The 15,984-nt window shown below is 51.6% G+C and carries 11 protein-coding genes and 2 pseudogenes; 7 read left to right on the top strand and 6 right to left on the bottom strand.

What is annotated here, in order from left to right; genetic code table 11:
* Positions 1–37 precede the first annotated feature (37 nt).
* The 4 genes from BTA35_RS00150 to hutG form a co-directional block, all read right to left on the bottom strand.
* The gene (locus tag BTA35_RS00150; RefSeq protein WP_077242421.1) at positions 38–2,287 is read right to left on the bottom strand and encodes a TRAP transporter permease; all 2,250 of its coding nucleotides are present in this window, start codon (positions 2,285–2,287) and stop codon (positions 38–40) included.
* Positions 2,288–2,304: 17 nt separating this feature from the next.
* The gene (locus BTA35_RS00145) at positions 2,305–2,853 is read right to left on the bottom strand and encodes a DUF1850 domain-containing protein (RefSeq protein WP_160054846.1); all 549 of its coding nucleotides are present in this window, start codon (positions 2,851–2,853) and stop codon (positions 2,305–2,307) included.
* Positions 2,831–3,799 carry a TAXI family TRAP transporter solute-binding subunit gene (locus BTA35_RS00140; RefSeq protein WP_077242419.1) on the bottom strand — a complete coding sequence of 323 codons (969 nt, stop codon included), beginning with the start codon at positions 3,797–3,799 and terminating at the stop codon, positions 2,831–2,833. The genes BTA35_RS00145 and BTA35_RS00140 overlap by 23 nt, the downstream gene beginning before the upstream one ends.
* A 107-nt stretch (positions 3,800–3,906) precedes the next feature.
* Positions 3,907–4,881 carry a formimidoylglutamase gene (gene hutG, locus BTA35_RS00135; protein WP_103989624.1) on the bottom strand — a complete coding sequence of 325 codons (975 nt, stop codon included), beginning with the start codon at positions 4,879–4,881 and terminating at the stop codon, positions 3,907–3,909.
* 205 nt (positions 4,882–5,086) lie between these two features.
* Between hutG and BTA35_RS00130 the strand changes: the two genes are divergently transcribed.
* From BTA35_RS00130 to BTA35_RS00115, 3 genes and pseudogenes are all read left to right on the top strand, one after another.
* Positions 5,087–5,908: an IclR family transcriptional regulator gene (locus BTA35_RS00130; RefSeq protein WP_160054841.1), complete on the top strand. Its 822-nt coding sequence runs from the start codon at positions 5,087–5,089 to the stop codon at positions 5,906–5,908.
* Between the two features lie 32 nt (positions 5,909–5,940).
* Positions 5,941–7,220: pseudogene (locus tag BTA35_RS00120) on the top strand (NAD(P)/FAD-dependent oxidoreductase).
* 78 nt (positions 7,221–7,298) lie between these two features.
* Positions 7,299–7,670 carry a RidA family protein gene (locus BTA35_RS00115; protein WP_077242414.1) on the top strand — a complete coding sequence of 124 codons (372 nt, stop codon included), beginning with the start codon at positions 7,299–7,301 and terminating at the stop codon, positions 7,668–7,670.
* A 175-nt stretch (positions 7,671–7,845) separates the two neighbouring features.
* On the opposite strand, the gene BTA35_RS00110 is transcribed toward BTA35_RS00115, so the two are convergent.
* Positions 7,846–8,079 (bottom strand): (2Fe-2S)-binding protein, encoded by a 234-nt coding sequence (locus BTA35_RS00110; protein WP_077242413.1) that lies wholly within the window; start codon positions 8,077–8,079, stop codon positions 7,846–7,848.
* A 275-nt stretch (positions 8,080–8,354) separates the two neighbouring features.
* Here BTA35_RS00110 and BTA35_RS00105 point away from each other — a divergent pair, with 275 nt between their 5' ends.
* The gene (locus tag BTA35_RS00105; RefSeq protein WP_238377489.1) at positions 8,355–9,338 is read left to right on the top strand and encodes a TAXI family TRAP transporter solute-binding subunit; all 984 of its coding nucleotides are present in this window, start codon (positions 8,355–8,357) and stop codon (positions 9,336–9,338) included.
* 4 nt (positions 9,339–9,342) lie between these two features.
* Here BTA35_RS00105 and BTA35_RS00100 read toward each other — a convergent pair whose 3' ends face one another.
* Entirely contained in the window at positions 9,343–10,992 is a 1,650-nt protein-coding gene (locus tag BTA35_RS00100; protein WP_077242411.1) for a sensor histidine kinase, read from the bottom strand.
* A 425-nt stretch (positions 10,993–11,417) separates the two neighbouring features.
* On the opposite strand from BTA35_RS00100, the gene BTA35_RS00095 reads away from it, so the two are divergent.
* The 3 genes and pseudogenes from BTA35_RS00095 to BTA35_RS00085 all read left to right on the top strand — a co-directional run bounded on the left by BTA35_RS00095 (position 11,418) and on the right by BTA35_RS00085 (position 15,844).
* Positions 11,418–12,419: a TAXI family TRAP transporter solute-binding subunit gene (locus BTA35_RS00095; protein ID WP_077242410.1), complete on the top strand. Its 1,002-nt coding sequence runs from the start codon at positions 11,418–11,420 to the stop codon at positions 12,417–12,419.
* Positions 12,420–12,584: 165 nt separating this feature from the next.
* Positions 12,585–15,240 (top strand): annotated as a pseudogene (locus BTA35_RS00090) (TRAP transporter permease).
* A gap of 172 nt (positions 15,241–15,412) precedes the next feature.
* Complete coding sequence (locus tag BTA35_RS00085) at positions 15,413–15,844, top strand: universal stress protein (RefSeq protein WP_077242409.1); 432 nt, start codon at positions 15,413–15,415, stop codon at positions 15,842–15,844.
* The last annotated feature ends 140 nt before the right edge of the window (positions 15,845–15,984 follow it).

The raw sequence follows: 15,984 nt of genomic DNA, 5'->3' as shown, positions 1-15,984 counted from the left end.
GATGCGGCGTATCTGCATAAGGCTGACAGGGAGGGTTTTACGCCGGATGGGCACCGGGCCGCTCTTTGCTCTGTAGGTGATTGCGTAGCAGAATGGCCACCACCACAGAGCCCGCAATCGCCACCAGCCACAGCTGGGAACCTACCAAGGCCAGACCGGCAATGCTGAGCATTATTTTTTCCGGTTTATGCAGCGTGGTACGGAAATAACCGATATATGCCGTGGACAGGGCGAAAATACACAGAATACCGCTGATCATCGCCAGAATGAATTCACTCCAGTTGAAGTTCAAAAACAGCAGGCTCGGCGCAAAAACAAACATAAAGGGCACCAGAGCTTTACCCATTGATAGCCGGAAGGCGGTGGTCCCGGTACGCATTGGATCTGAGCCAGAAATACCGGCACCGGCATACGCCGCCAGAGCAACCGGAGGCGTTACATCAGCTAGAACACCGTAGTAGAAAATAAAGAAATGCGATGCCAAAAGCGCGATACCAAACTCATCCAGTGCCGGAGCCACAATTGATGCGAGGATGATGTAAGTCGGTGTGGTCGGGATGCCGGCGCCCATCAGGATGCAGGCCACAGCCACCAGCAGCAGAGCCACAAATAGTACAGTGGAATCTGGCGTCAGCAGATCAAAAGGCACAATCATGCTTAGCCAAGTGCCGAAATCGGTAGCCAGACCTACAATGGCGCCGGAGAACTTAAATCCGAGTCCGGTCAACGTAGTGACGCCCAGCAGGAAGCCGACACAGGCACAGGCGGCGGTAATGGCGATGGACTGCTTGGCACCCTCTTCCAGACTGAACACCAGACGAGATGGGGTCAGCACACTTTCGTGATCCAGTTTGTCGAAACCTAATGGCTTCAGCAACAATGGCAGATAAGAGCAGACAACCGTCAGGATAATGCCCCAGAATGCTGCCAGGAACGGTGTGAACTGCATCAGCAGCAAGGTCACCATTACAATCAGCGGAATGGTCTGGTGCCAGTGACGTGCCATGACATCACGGAAACGGGGGATATCTTCAGCAGGAACGCCTTCTAACCCTAGGCGACGGGCCTCAAAGTGTACCATACACAGTGTGGCTAGATAGTGGAAGGCTGCGGGAATGACTGCCACCAGAATCAGCTCATTATAGGGGATGCCCAGCATTTCAGCCATAACAAAGGCCGATGCTCCCATGATAGGAGGGGTGATTTGTCCGCCACAGGACGCTGCAGCTTCTGTGGCGGCGGCAAAACGACCGCTGAAACCGTAACGTTGCATCATAGGGATGGTGAAAGCACCTGTGGTTACTGTGTTGGCTACCGGAGAGCCTGAAATCATGCCAAAGAAACCGGAAGAAACCACGGATACTTTCGCCGGACCACCGGAATAACGGCCTGCTAACAGGGTTGCTAACTCAATAAATAGTTGCCCCAGACCGGAGGCCTGCGCCAGCACACCAAAGAGTACAAAATGAAAAACGTAAGTGGCTACTACGCCGATGGCTATGCCGTAGATACCTTCCGTGCCTAAATAGAGATGCTCTACCAAGCGGATAATGTCATAACCCCGATGTGCGAGAACACCTGGCAGATAAGGGCCGAACATCGCATACAGCAGCGCCAGTACACCTATGATCGACAAGGATTCGCCCATGGTTCGGCGTGCACCTTCAATCACCAGCAGAATGGCAACACCACCCATCAGGTAGTCCAGTGTCTGGGGGAAGCCAACATTGATGATAAAAATCTCATCAAAGAAATAGACCAGATAGAGTGAAAACCCAGTACCCAGAATCGCCAGTGGCCAGTCCAGCCAGCCTGGCTTGTTACCCCGGCCACCCAGGGCGGACAGAGGCAGAGCAGACAGAGCCATCATGCCGGCAAAAAAATAAACTCCGGCTGCCATCATCGGAGGCAGGTCCTGGCTCAAGGCACTGACCAGCTGATGGGCAATCAGCAGATAAAAGGCACCATACATCAGTCCCAGCACAATACCTGTGGACTGTTTTTTGGCAGCCTTGCGCGGGAATACCAGAAACAGCAGGCCCATAATAAAGGTCATGTGCACGGTACGGTGTGTCACTTCGTTCAGCAGGCCAAAACCTGCGGTATAGATATGAAACAGACTCAGTGTCACACACACCAGGGTGACAAAGTGTTTCAGACCGCCGCGCAGATCACGGAAGTTGCTTTCGTTATCGTATTCCTTGATCAGATTGTCCAGGTCCGCCTGGTGCATCTCATTCACCTGGCCGGTCGGTGGCTTAGCACCGGTTAGTCGCTCTGTATTCATGGTGTTTTTCTCAGTTCTTATTCACAGTGGTGAACCGGTTCAATACGCAGGCCGGTATTGGGCCACTGGTTCAGATTAACCGTTGTGTATCCGGTATGAAGCCGGTTTTTGAATCTGTGATCCGTGCGCACGATCAGATCAGGAATCGGACGCTGCAGCTGCAGAATAAATTCGCCGTTTTTATGTTCAAATGCAGTGGCATCCGGTTCGCCTGCCATGGAAGGCAGCCCCTGACCATGAGCGATAAAGTGCTCGGCGGTCTGCAGGATAACCAATGCCCGAGCTCTGTTTTCAGATCCGGCGTCTGCAGTGGAGTTTTCGATCTGATAAAGATCCCGTACCGGTGTCAGGGAAACCGAATGGATAAAACTCAGTTCAAACCTTCTTTCGGTCACCGGGACGCAGGCAAAATGCTGTCCGTTGCGGGCATCTCTGATATGCAGGGATGGCTCCGGCAGTTCAGCCGGGGTTCCGGTTGCAGAACCCAGGGCTGAACAGGCAGCCAGCTGCAGTACAGCGGCTGCCAGCAGAACGATACCTGTCTTATTTGATAAGACCTTTTTCACGGTAGTAACGCTCTGCACCCGGGTGAAGTGGGATAGATACGGACTCCAGCGCTGTTTCCAGGCTGATCTCTTTACCTTTGACGTGCACCTTGGCCAGAGTATCCGTGTTTTCATACAGCGCTTTGGTTACCGCGTAAGCCACATCGTCAGACAGGTCTGCGTGGGTTGCCCAGATCGCACGTACGGCGATGGTTTCCACGTCTTTATCCATGCCTTTGTATGTACCTGCTGGCAGTACGGTTTTGGCGTAGTACGGTTGTTTTTTCAGCAGTTTGTCTACAGCAGGGCCGTTCAGAGGCACAATGCTGATATCGTGCCCGTTGGACAGTTCCACAAGGGACGCAGTCGGAGAACCGGCAGTAATCAGAGACGCATCCAGGTTACCATCCTTAATTTTGTCCGCTGATTGAGAGAAAGATGAATAATCTTCACTGATATCATCTCGGGTCATGCCATAGGAGGACAGCAGACCGCCCAACAGCTGCCACTGACCAGAACCTGGAGAGCCTGAACTTACGGATAAACCTTTCAGGTCTTCAAACTTACCAATATCTGGCTGAGCTACCAGCTGAACAGTTTCAGGGTACAGGGCACCCAAAGCCCGCAAGTTGGTAATGGGTTTGTTCTTGAACTGATTTTTGCCTTTGTAGGCGGCATCAAGTACATCTGCTGCAACAAATGCTGATTCAATAGAGCCGCGCCCCAGCAGACCTGCATTGGCTACTGAAGCATTACCGGTTTCAGCGGTAGCCGACAGTTTTTTATCTGCCAGTTGGCTGTTATTGGAAATGACTTGGGCCAACATTCCGCCAAGAGGATAATACGTTCCTCCTGTACCTCCGGTGGCGATACCAAAAAACACCCGTTCCTGTGCCTGAGCTGCGCTTGCAGCCAGGCCGGTGGTGAGAGCGGCTGATACCAGTAGTCTCTTCAACGATTTTTTCATTTTTATATCCTCTGTTTGAAGTCTAGTATGTTACAGGTCTTATGTTGTACTGAGTTATAAAGCTGCAGCGCCGGTTCAGATGGCCTGCAGTAGCCTCCTGCTATAGTTCAGGTGTCACTTAGCAAAGCATTGGCAATAAAAGCCGCTGTTCGTGCAGTAACACCCTGACTGTCACAGGATGGGTTCAGTTCGGTCAGGTCTGCTAGTGGCAAGCCAAATTTGCAGCGCCGGGCATTCAGTATTACCAACTCGGTCACCGCTTCGATAACCTCAAGGTTAACGCCTCTGGCTGCAGGGGCGCTGACCCCCGGTGCCTGATAATGAGGCAGGACATCAATATCTATTGTCAGGTATAAGGCATCCATTGGACGGGAAAACTCTTCCAGTTGCAGAGCAATCTCCGGCAGATCAGCTGTTGTCATCTGTTTATCGGTGCGAAACTGCACGCCCCACTGTTGAGCCCGGTTGAACAGAGTGTCGGTATTGGACTCCTGTGCCACGCCTAGGCAGCAGTAGTGGAAGTTATCCGAGCCAGTCAGTTCCCGGATCTGATAAAAGGGGGTGCCGGATGACGGGCCTGCACTTTCCGGTTTACGCAGGTCAAAATGGGCATCCAGATTGATAATGCCGATTTTGGCCTTTGCACCCAGTGCTTTATACAGTCCGCAAAAGCTGCCGTAAGCAGTTTCATGGCCGCCACCGATCACAAGCAGGCGTTTCACCTGTTTCAGCCCCTGACAGATACTGTCCGCCAGCTCTGCCTGAGCGCTTTCCAGATCATCACCTTCAGCCACCACGTCACCCAGATCCAGCAGTCGGGTGCACTGGCCCTGATCCGCAGCACCGTCCCCGGCATGCCAGGGCAGGTTAGCCAGTTGTTTACGCAATGCTGCCGGACCTTCAGCAGCACCGGGACGGCCATGGTTGCGGCGTACGCCGATATCACAGCTGAAACCCAGAATACCCATGGCGTCTTCAGAGCCGGTATCGGTCACAACCCGGTTGTGCCAGCGTTGTGCGTGAGCGGGGTCATCCTGATCGTTCCGTCCTTGCCAGTCGTTAAGTGATGGCTGTTTTTTCATAATTTAACTCGAAAATTTAAACTTGATGTCATATAAACATAAAAATTGCGCTAAAAAAACCCTGTTTTGTCTTTTTTATTTTACTAGTGAAATAGATTTTTAAATATGAATATATTGATCGATATTGGCCAAAGTTATCACTGTCCGGTAAGCCAGTGTCACAGGGCTTCTTTTATAGTGTATGCACTTTCTGGGAGGAGTTGTGATGACTGCTGCTGATTACGCCCGCCCGGTGCGTTGTGGTGGGGAGCTGCCCAGCAGCGGTATTCAGACTCTGGACCGCAGCATGCTGCTGGTTGAACTGGTGGCCTCTGCCGGTGAAAACGGCATGACGGCAGCTGAACTAGAAGCCAGTAGTGGTTTTTCTATTGCTGCGGTTTACCGCATGACTCAGGCGCTGAGAACTCTGGGGCTGTTACGTCAGGTACGTAACCGGGGGCCATTTCTGCTGGGGCATCAGCTGATTGTCTGGGGGAATGCCGCAGCTCAGGGGCATTACATCAAACGAGCGGCCAGAGAAGCATTGCGTGAGCTGGTTGAGTGTTTTGATGACAGTTTTTTTCTGTTTGTCCCCGATGGTTATCAGGTGCTCTGTCTGGATATTCAGGATGGCAGTGATCCTTGCCGCAGTTATGCCACCGGTATCGGCAGTCGCATACGCCACGGGGTCGGGCAGGCTTCGTTGGCGATTCTCAGTCATCTGCCCCCGGGTGAGTATGAGCAGATTCTGAGCCGCAATCTGACTGCTCTGCAACGCAATCAGGGTATCAGTTGGCCGGAAATTGAACAGGCGGTGGCGATGTGCCGTCGTCTGGGTATTACCGGAGGTGTGGAGGGTCGCGCACCTCCGGAGTTTACGGGGGTTGCCAGTCCGGTGCTTGACCCTTCCGGTCAGTCGGTGGCAGCTATCAGTTGCAGTCTCAGGCGCAGCAAGATGAACGACAGTCATTACCGAGCCTTGTGTGACGGGTTGTGGCATCAGACTGCGCGGATCCAGCAAAGGCTTTATGGTGATCCGGAGGAATAAAGGTTCCGGGTACCCTGTGTGAGGATGCTTGCATGACATACGTTTCTTTTCCGCATTATCAGCGGCTGTGCGGCTGGGGTGAGCCGGCAGAAAGTCCGGCTTCCCGGCCGCGGTTAACCGGTCATCACCAGTGTGATGTGGTGGTGGTGGGTGCCGGTTATACCGGTATTAGTGCTGCCCGTCAGCTGGCACAGCTGCGCCCGCAGGACAGCATCCTGTTGTTGGAGGCCGACCAGGTTGGGGGGGCTCTCCCGGCCGGAACTCTGGATTTGTTTTGCAGACACCGCTGAAGGCGGTCAGTGATCAGGCGGTCGGCCTGTTGGCTGCATACTACCGTAAGGCGCAGTGTCAGCTGGAGCTGCTGGCGGCAGAAGCCGGTTTTGCCAGCGATGAGCCCCGGGCCTGTATTTTCAAAGCAGCGGCCAGTACCCGTGGCGAAAAGGCGCTGCGGATGATGCAGCGCTTTCTGCAACGCAACGGGCAGCCGGAGCAGTGGTTGGATGCGGCCCGCCTGGAACAGGTGACTGGCAGCGGTTACTACCGGGCGGGCTTGCAGCTGTCCGGTAATACACTGGTTAATCCGCGACAGTTGGTCCGGGCGCTGGTAAAGCAGCTGCCGGATAATATCGCGCTGTTTGAACACAGCCCTGTGACCGCTCTTGAGCGCTGTGCTTCTGGATGGCAGCTGCAGACGGCGGAGGGTTCTGTTTCGGCGGCCAAAGTGGTGCTGGCCAATAACGCTTTTATTAAGGGGCTTGGACTGGCGGCGTCCCGTAGTGTCACGATTTATACCTATGCCGGAGTGACCTCTCCACTGGCGGATCAGGAACGCCGGCAGGTGATGGGTTCTGGACCGTGGGGGCTGTTGCCAGCTCATCGCTTGGGATCAACCTTCCGTACTACTGAGGATGGCCGTCTTTTGGTCCGGGGTATGTATAGCTACGAGCAGGAGGGAGGAAATGAGGTTGCGGAGGTGCTGCAGGCTAGTCTCAGCAAGCGTTACCCCAGTTTATCCGGAGCCCAGACCCTAGAGCACTGGTGGGGTGGCGCAACATCTCTGACCAGTAATGGAGCGCCGGTTTGGGGTGAATTGCAGCCGGGGTTGTTTGCCTCTGTTGGTTGTAACGGTGTTGGCATTGTGAAGGGATGGTTTTTGGGGCAGGCGCTGGCAGATCTGATCTGTGGGCGGCCTGTTGCCGACATCTCTGCCTTATTTGGTAAAGCAGGGTGGATGCCGCCTGAACCCTTCCGAAAGCTGGGTTTTCTGGCAGTCAGCTCCGTGGAAAGGAATCTGGCCGGAGCTGAGATTTGACACATACTGGCCGGCTCCACACAGAGAAACTGATAATTTAAGTCTTGACTTATTTAATATTTACACAGGAAATTAATCATGATCCACACTGTACAAACAGACCTCTACGCTTCATCGTCTCCTCTGGAGTGGGCAACCATTGGGAATGGCATTCTGTTTACCGCTCAGATCCCTATTGATGATAAGGGGCGGGTGGTTGAAGGTGGGGTTGAGGCTCAGGCTCGCCAGACGCTGGATAACCTGAAACATACCCTGGAAAAAGCTGGCGCTGGTATGCAGAACCTGACCCAGGTGCTGATCTACGTGACAGATAAAAGTTATCTGCCAGTAGTAAACAAAGTTTATGCTGAGTATATGCAAGAGCCTTACCCGAATCGTGCCGCCCTGGTGGTCGCTGGTCTTGCTCGTGATGAGATGCTGGTGGAGATGGTAGCCTACGCAGCTCTTTGAGGTCGTTCTGATCTTTAGAATATATAACCGGAGCCGATCTGAGATTCAGATTGCTCCGGTTTTTTTATGGGAGTATTGACGTATTACACCCTATTGAGACTGAGTGCCGGTTTAGTTTTAGTGCACCGTTATGCTGTTGTTTGGCGAGCCGCTATACCGCTTACCTGATGTGCAACTAGGCGGCTTGTTGCTGAGGGGCGGCGTGGGTCGCAACCAGCTCTGTCGCCAGATAGGCAGCCGCATTTATGCGAAGAGTTTCATCCATAATTTGCCGTGTGTCTTTAACACACATACCGCAGTTATGAGCGATGCCTAAGCTATCACGCAGTGCCTTTAATGAATGATCTCCGGCAGCGATGGCTTCACGAATCTGCACATCGGTCACTCCGGCGCAAACGCATACATACATGATCTATACCCCAGTCTTACGTCTATACGAAGAATATTAGTGATAGTGTTTATCATTTGCAAGGGTTGATGCGAATTTTTCTTGTTCGTATTAGAGCCGGGAAGCCATTTAAGCTGATATCTTCCGACCACACGCATAAGCCCTTCATTGAACAGACACTGTCCCCGTATGAAGAGGCTGATATACTGCAGTGAAAGCTTTGGTTAAGCGGTTATAATTCCGGCGTATTCACCTGGAACATTGATATTATCCTGATGAAAAAGGCGGCATATTTGATGAGATCTGCACTGGCGGGAAAAGGAGGGGGGCTCCTGGGTGGACTGGTGGGCGGGCTGGCTTTTCTTTTTGCTTCTCTGGGCTATGCGGATAACCGGGTTCTGACGCTGGGTACTGGTGGCGTGACCGGGCTGTATTACCCTGCCGGTGGTGCGATCTGTCGATTGGTGAATCTGAGCCGGCAGCAACATGGTATTCGTTGTGCGCTACGCAGCACCCTGGGATCGGTGGAGAATCTTCAGCAGGTCATTGCAGGTCACCTCGATCTGGGCGTCTCTGAAGCAGGGCAGCTTGAAAACAGTTATCGCACCAGTGGGGATTTTGGTTCAGCCGGATCGGATCTGAGAACTCTGGTGGGGCTTTATCCTGAGCATATTTCCATTCTGGTTCGCCGAGACTCCGGTATTAAACGCTTTGCAGACCTGAAAGGTAAGCGTTTTAACCTGGGCAAAAAGGGCAGCAGTCAACGGGTTACTCTGGATATTCTTCTGCAAGCCAGAGGATGGCAACGTGAAGACTTTTCTGTGCTTGAAGAGCTGGCCCCCGTGGAGCAGGCTAAAGCACTGTGTGATAACCGGATTGATGCGACGTTATATGTCGTGGGGCATCCTAACGGAGCCATTAAAGAGGCGATACGTGACTGTGACAGTCTTTTAATTGGTCTTGAAAAAAGAGATATTGAAGCTCTGGTTGCTTATAGTCCTCATTATCAGGCACTGACCCTGCCTGGCTCCCTCTACTCGCCTTCTCAGCCAGATGTACGGACGGCGGGGGTCAATGCGACTCTGTTTACCCGGAGCGACCTCTCCGATACCGCTGCCTACGCTATTGTACAGTCCCTGTTTGAGCAGTTTGATCACTTCAGGCAGCTACACCCTGCTTTTAAACCATTAAATGCTGAAGCTATGGTGCAGATTCCCCTGGCTGCGCCGATGCACCCCGGCGCTGAGCGCTATTTCCGCGAGAAAGGTTGGCTGAACTGAAGGTTCAGCTCTTATCCGGTTGCAGCTTAACCGGCAGGGTGAGCCTGAAGTGGGCACCGGGGTTATCACGTTGAACCGGCAGGCTCTTAATCTGTCCCCGCAGCAATTGATGAACAATATTGTAGCTGATGTGCATGCCTAGACCGCTACAGTCCTGGTGACGTTTGCTGGTGACAAAAGGTTCAAATAACTTCTGGTGCCAACCTTCCTGCACACCGACGCCATTGTCGGTATAGTCGATCTGTATGAAATCAGCTTGCTGCACCGCTTCAACCCTTTGCTTCGTTTCTGTGAGCAGGATAATACTAATATTTATTTCCCCTCCGGGTTGCTGCTCAAAGCCGTGGATCACGGAGTTTATTATCAGGTTATTAAAAATCTGATAATAGCTGCCGGGGTAGCTGTCGATGATCAGTTGATTCGGCCCTGTAATCTGGATTTTCGGTCGGCAATTTTTAAGCCTTGGCTGAAGGGACACTAGTATCTCATGCAGATAGCTGATCAGGTCAAAGCGGCGTCTTTGCTCACTGGACTGATCCACTGATACTTGCTTAAAGGCACGGATAAGCTGGGCAGCCCGCTCCAGATTTCTGCAGATCAGATCGCTGCTTTCCAGTGTTAACGCAAGAAGTTTTTTTGAGTCAGGATCACTCTTTTCAGCGTCAGATCGTGCTTCAATTCGTTTCGCTTCATCCGCCAGAAACGTTGCTGCTGTGAAGCCGATGCCGATGGGGGTGTTGATTTCATGGGCGACACCGGCAACCAGTTCACCCAGTGCGGCCATCTTTTCTGACTCTACCAGCTGCTTTTGTGTGTTTTGTAGCTGGTTCAGGGTTTGCTGCAGTTCCCGGTTTCGGTCTTCAAGTTGTTCAGTGCGTTTTGCAACCCGCTGTTCCAGTTGTTTGTTCAGATCGGCCAGTGCTTCGTTGGCACTTTCCAGTGCGCGCTCAGCCTGTTGGCGCTTTTTTATATCATCCAGCATGGTGCGACGCATACTGTTGAAAGCGGAGACAACATCGTTCAGTTCATCGTTGTGTGGCCCGCGCTTCAGTTCCAGAGTCTGATCCAGGTGATCGAGCTTTAAACGCCGTGCAAATAGCGCCATGGTGCTGAGGTGTCGGGTGATCAGGTGGTGGAACAGGGTCAGAATAAATACAGAAACCAGGAAGGTTTTAACGCCTTGTGTCGCTAAAATAAGCAGCACCTTATCGGCAAGGCGCTGATAGATATCTTCAAGGCTGACAATCAGGGTCAGCTTTCCAACGGTATGGCTTTTATCATTGTGATCCTGATGGGTCAGCGTGTAATTATGCTGTAGTAGCTGACCGCTTTCCGGCTTACTTCCGGCGAAAAAAGCTTCGCCATAGGGCGTCGTAATCTCCAGGTAACGGACATCCGGTAGCTGTAGCAGACCGTCCAGCTGAATTTGAACCTGAGCAGGATTAATCTCCCACAGGCTGTTAGAGAGGCTACGGATGGAGCTGGTTTCTATCTGATACAGGCGCTTATCAATATCGGAGCGTTCGTAGCGGTAGTCACTCCAGAGCTGAAAACCTGTGGCAAAAAGAGTGATTAAAGAGCTGTAAATCAGAATGGCTGCCAGCAGGCGCACACCCAGAGGGTTGTGATGATAAAAGGTTTTTATTCGCTGCATCCGGATAACCTTTCAGGGCGGAATAAGGAGACGTTTTGCGTTGTAAAAGCATAGTGCTGTGACCGGCGCTGTTTTGGCCATGGGCTGACGCTGGATTGAGCCATAGGTTTGCGCTGTATATTGCCACCGGATACTTGTTTGCTTGATGGATTGCTTGCCCTATTGTCGGTTTTTTTTTCTTAAAGTGGAATATTTATGCATCGCTTGGCACACAAGGAGGTTTAGTTGGCGTGAAATACGGTCATGGCGTGCCTGACTTTAAAGTACCTTTGGATGGCCTCCTGTTATAGCCGACTTTGTATGTCGGGTCTGAACAAGAGGAATGATGTAACCAAGCTTCGTGAGGGTAACTTGGCTACATTGTTCGATAGCGAATGAAACCGATTCCCGGCTACGGCTGGTTGATAATGATAAGAAGGGTTGCTATGTCACTGAAATTGAAGTCTCTCAAAACTAAACTGGCTGCTACTGCGCTGTTCTCAGCAGTAGGTATGGCAGCATCTCTGACTCCGGTAACGGCGAGTGCACAGACATTCGTTAATATTGGTACCGGTGGTCAAACAGGTGTTTATTACGTTGTAGGTCAGTCGATCTGCCGTTTGGTAAACCGTGGCACCAGTGATCATGGTGTTAAATGTACGGCTCCATCTACTGGTGGCTCCGTGGTTAACATCAATGCGATTCGTCAGGGTCAGCAGGATATGGGTGTTGCTCAGTCTGACTGGCAATACTACGCTATGAAAGGTGAGAAACATGAATCTTTCATTAAGCAGGGTTCATACAAAAAACTGCGTGCACTCTTCTCTATTCACGGCGAGCCATTCACCGTTGTAGCTCGTGCTGATTCCGGTGTTAAACATTTTGATGATCTGGTAGGCAAGCGCGTTAACCTGCAGAACCCAGGTTCCGGTACCCGAGGTACGATGGAACTGATCATGGACGAGAAAGGCTGGACAAAAGATACCTTCAAACTGGCTGCTGAGTTAAAAGCATCTGAGCAGGCTCAGGCGCTGTGCGACAACAAAATTGATGTGATGTTGTACAACGTGGGTCACCCATCCGGCGCTATCAAAGAAGCGACCACATCCTGTGATGCTAAAGTGATCCCGGTAACCGGTCCTGTGATCGATAAGCTGATCAACAACAACTCTTTCTATGCTGAGGCCAGCATCAAGGGTGGTATGTACAAAGGTACGGATAACGATGTAAAAACCTTTGGTAATACGGCAACAATGGTAGCGTCTGCTGACGTTGATGCAGACTCTGTTTATCAGGTTGTAAAAGCTGTTTTTGACAACTTTGAGCGCTTCAAGCGTCTGCACCCTGCATTTGCAAACCTTGATCCTAAGACTATGATCTCCGACGGTCTGTCTGCGCCTCTTCATGAAGGTGCGATCCGTTACTACAAAGAGCGTGGCTGGATGTAATCCGTTCACTTGCGCAACTCAACGGCCTGCCTGAGTGGCAGGCCGTTGAGCACTGTTTTTAAAGGTTCACCTTTTTTAAACCCTCTGCCGTCAGACTACTGCGTGCCATGTCTGACGGGAGAGGGCTTTTTCTGTCCTGAGCCTGATCTTTTTTAAGGAGCTGATATGTCAAATCATGACAACAGACCGAATGATCTTCCTCTGCCTGACAGCCAAGCCGCAAGTGAGCAGGAGCTGCAGGAGATGGTGTCAGCCAATGATACCGGGGCGCGTATTCCCCATGGCTGGCAAGGAAGCGTTCTATTAGGTGTCGCGCTGCTTTGGTCTCTGTTTCAGCTATGGATAGCTTCGCCATTGCCGTTTTATGACTGGCCGGTTATCGGCAGTTTCGGCATTTTTAATGACACGGAAGTCCGCGCCATTCACCTGGCATTTGCTACTTTCCTGGCTTTTACGGCCTATCCGGCATTCGCCCGATCCTCCCGTCATAGGATTCCGGTTGGGGATATGGTGTTGTCGCTCTTAGCTGCATTCGCAGCCTCCTATATTTTTGTGTTTTACGACCAGCTGCTCAGTCGGCCCGGGTTACCAAATACACAGGATGTTGCCGTGGCAGTAGCGGGTTTGGTTCTGCTGCTGGAAGCGACACGTCGTACTTTGGGGCCGCCACTGATGATCGTGGCTATGGTCTTTCTGGCATACTCGCTGGCCGGGGCTTATATGCCGGATATCATCGCCCATAAAGGGATTGATCTTGAACCTCTGATTAATCACCAATGGCTGACGACAGAAGGTGTATTTGGTATTGCTCTGGGGGTTTCTTCCAGCTTTGTTTTCCTGTTTGTGCTTTTTGGCGCTTTGCTGGATAAGGCGGGAGCCGGTAACTATTTTATTCAGGTTGCCTTCTCTCTGCTGGGTCATATGCGAGGGGGCCCCGCAAAGGCGGCAGTGGTTTCTTCCGGCCTGACCGGCCTGATCTCAGGTTCGTCCATTGCCAATGTGGTAACAACAGGTACCTTTGCGGCGGAAACACCCATTCCAAACCATCCCGATGATGAAGCGGGTAGGTTTTACCTCTGAAAAAGCCGGTGCTGTTGAGGTAGCTTCCTCTGTTAATGGTCAGATTATGCCTCCCGTCATGGGGGCTGCGGCTTTTCTGATGGTTGAGTATGTGGGTATCTCCTATGTTCAGGTGATCACCCATGCTTTCCTGCCAGCCCTGATCTCCTATATCGCGCTGATCTATATCGTGCATCTCGAAGCACTGAAACAGAATATGCAGGGATTACCCCGCCGGGCAGAAATTAAAGCCTGGCACCTGCGCCTGATCGGGATGTTGACAGGCTTCCTGTTGACATGTGGTACAGCGGCCATTGTGTATTACGGTATCGGCTGGATGAAACCTGCTCTGGGGGATTTTGCTTCTCCGGTTATTGCCGTTCTGTTGATTGGTGTCTACGTCACTTTGGTTCGTATTGCTGCGAAAGTACCGGATCTTAAACTGGATGACCCTAACGAACCTATGGTTCAGTTACCGGAAGTTGCACCGACGGTTAAATCCGGTCTGCACTTTTTATTACCGGTGGTGGTTCTGGTCTGGTGCCTGATGGTTGAGCGTCTGTCCCCCGGCTTGTCAGCGTTCTGGGCAACGGTTCTGATGATTGCCATTTTATTGACTCAGCGTCCGTTGATCGCCTTCTTCCGAGGTGAGACAGGTCTTAATGTTAAGATTCGTCAGGGGTTTGATGAACTGATTGACGGTCTTATTACCGGTGCCCGCAATATGATTGGTATCGGTATTGCGACCGCCACTGCAGGTATTATTGTTGGTGCCGTATCCCAGACAGGTGTCGGTTCGGTATTGGCAGATCTGGTGGAAGTGCTCTCTATGGGTAATCTTTTACTGATGCTGCTGCTGATTGCTGTATTGAGCCTGATTTTGGGTATGGGTCTGCCAACGACCGCAAACTATATTGTCGTTTCCTCTCTGCTTGCGCCTGTGGTGATTACTCTGGGGCAGGAAGCGGGGCTGATTGTACCTCTGATTGCGGTGCATCTGTTTGTGTTCTACTTCGGTATTATGGCCGATGTAACACCGCCTGTTGGTTTGGCTTCCTTCGCAGCAGCGGCTGTATCCGGTGGCGATCCGATTCGTACCGGCTTTGTTGCTTTCGCCTATAGCTTGCGTACTGCAGCGCTTCCTTTCCTGTTTATTTTTAATACGGATCTGCTGCTGATTGATGTGACCTGGGTTGAAGGGGTTCAGATCTTTATCGTTTCGACGATTGCGATGCTGGTGTTCACCGCTGCGACACAGGGTTATTTCTTTAGCCGAAGCCGCTGGTATGAGTCGGCACTCCTTCTGGTCATTGCATTTTCCCTGTTCCGTCCTGGATTCTGGATGGATCGGATCGTGGAACCGTATGCGATGGTGCAGCCTGACGCCGTCGTTGCCACGATGGCTGAGGTTGACCCGGGTACGGAGTTACGCTTCTGGATCGATGGCTTTGATGCGGTTGGTAATCCCCGCTCCTTTGTGACGATAATGCCTCTGGGTCATGGTGACACAGGTTTTGATCGCTTGGCGGATACCGGACTTGAGTTGCTGCAGGATGGTGATCGCCTGATTGTCGACTACGTTGGGTTTGACAGTGTTGCTGAGAAAGCAGGTTTGGCTTTTGATCAACAGGTTACAGGGGTTCAGCTTCCTGTGGCACAGCCACCCCGTGAGTTGATCTATATTCCAACGTTGGGGCTTTTGTTCCTGATTATCTGGCTGCAGCGTCGGCGGCATCCGGCACTGCAACAGCAGGCTGCTTAATATCTGCTCTTAATATCGATAACAGGGATTGCAGTCACTGTGGCTTAACTTTTAATATTAGTTAGTCTTAATTATTAAGTTACCGTCAGAGTGGCTGGTTACGGCTCCATATTCAAGCGCCCTTTGTCTTCTAGCTCAGGGCGCTATAAAAGGTTGTCAGGAGAAGAAGCGAATGTTTAAGAAAGTATTGGTGCCAGTGGATCTGGGAGAACCGGATTTTTGCCAAAAAGCTGTTGATCTGGCTTTACGGGAAATACGGGATAACCAGGCTGAATTGCACCTGATTACCGTTGTTCCCGGGTATAGTAACCCGATTGTTGCCGGATATTTTAGCGAAGATGAGCATGACAAAGCGGTTCATCGTATTGCTGAACAGCTGCAGCAGTTTGCCCATGACAAACTGCCGGAGAATTTACATCCGGTGATGAAAGTCTATGAAGGCTCACCGGCTGAACATATTCTTTCCCATATCAAGCATCATGATATTGATCTGGTGCTACTGGCGGCTCACCACAGATCCCGTCTGGATGAGTTTTTGCTGGGTTCAGTTTCCGCCCGTGTGGCAGAGCGTTCTCACTGTTCTGTGATGCTGATACGCAACTAAACCTGGTATGCCCTAACCCGGCATTAAGTACAGATTTAACATACGTCAGCCCGATGAAAGATGCCAAGTGGCGCGCTTACATCGGGCTGATGTGTGTTACGCCGTTTTACTGGTTACAGGTTTTTTTGCTATAAGGCCTC

It is taken from the genome of Oceanospirillum linum, assembly GCF_001995095.2.
GTDB classification, from domain to species: domain Bacteria; phylum Pseudomonadota; class Gammaproteobacteria; order Pseudomonadales; family Halomonadaceae; genus Oceanospirillum; species Oceanospirillum linum.
The sequence above is the reverse complement of the archived record's forward strand: the minus strand, read 5'-3'. Positions and strand labels throughout refer to the sequence as shown.

Bases quoted from the DNA above. Each gene is read 5' to 3' on its own strand.
- BTA35_RS00095 (WP_077242410.1), top strand. From the start codon at position 11,418: ATGTCACTGAAATTGAAGTCTCTCAAAACTAAACTGGCTGCTACTGCG.
- BTA35_RS00130 (WP_160054841.1), top strand. From the start codon at position 5,087: ATGACTGCTGCTGATTACGCCCGCCCGGTGCGTTGTGGTGGGGAGCTG.
- BTA35_RS00085 (WP_077242409.1), top strand. From the start codon at position 15,413: ATGTTTAAGAAAGTATTGGTGCCAGTGGATCTGGGAGAACCGGATTTT.
- BTA35_RS00150 (WP_077242421.1), bottom strand. From the start codon at position 2,287: ATGAATACAGAGCGACTAACCGGTGCTAAGCCACCGACCGGCCAGGTG.
- BTA35_RS00110 (WP_077242413.1), bottom strand. From the start codon at position 8,079: ATGTATGTATGCGTTTGCGCCGGAGTGACCGATGTGCAGATTCGTGAA.
- BTA35_RS00100 (WP_077242411.1), bottom strand. From the start codon at position 10,992: ATGCAGCGAATAAAAACCTTTTATCATCACAACCCTCTGGGTGTGCGC.
- BTA35_RS00115 (WP_077242414.1), top strand. From the start codon at position 7,299: ATGATCCACACTGTACAAACAGACCTCTACGCTTCATCGTCTCCTCTG.
- BTA35_RS00140 (WP_077242419.1), bottom strand. From the start codon at position 3,799: ATGAAAAAATCGTTGAAGAGACTACTGGTATCAGCCGCTCTCACCACC.
- hutG (WP_103989624.1), bottom strand. From the start codon at position 4,881: ATGAAAAAACAGCCATCACTTAACGACTGGCAAGGACGGAACGATCAG.
- BTA35_RS00105 (WP_238377489.1), top strand. From the start codon at position 8,355: ATGAGATCTGCACTGGCGGGAAAAGGAGGGGGGCTCCTGGGTGGACTG.